Raw genomic sequence first — 237 nt, 5'->3', positions numbered from 1 at the left:
AGAAGAACAAAAGAAAGTAGAAGAACAGAAGAAAGCGGAAGAACAAAAGAAAGCAGAAGAACAAAAGAAAGTAGAAGAACAGAAGAAAGCAGAAGAACAGAAGAAAGTAGAGGAACAGAAGAGAATAGAAGAGCAAAAGAAAGTAGAAGAGCAAAAGAAAGCAGAAGAACAGAAAAAAGCGGAGTAACTGCTTTAGTGAAACGGCTGGAAAACAAGAATGTGGTGCAAGAGATAATG

At 36.7% G+C, this 237-nt stretch carries 1 protein-coding gene; it reads left to right on the top strand.

Translation table 11 applies throughout. The features are described from left to right. A partial coding sequence (locus MR170_RS31720; protein WP_242310766.1) for a hypothetical protein occupies nt 1–187 on the top strand: 187 nt, incomplete at its 5' end. Between the last annotated feature and the right edge of the window lie 50 nt (nt 188–237).

Source organism: Bacillus cereus group sp. BfR-BA-01524, from assembly GCF_022662595.1.
GTDB classification, from domain to species: domain Bacteria; phylum Bacillota; class Bacilli; order Bacillales; family Bacillaceae_G; genus Bacillus_A; species Bacillus_A thuringiensis_S.
This window is presented reverse-complemented; position numbering and strand designations above follow the sequence as displayed.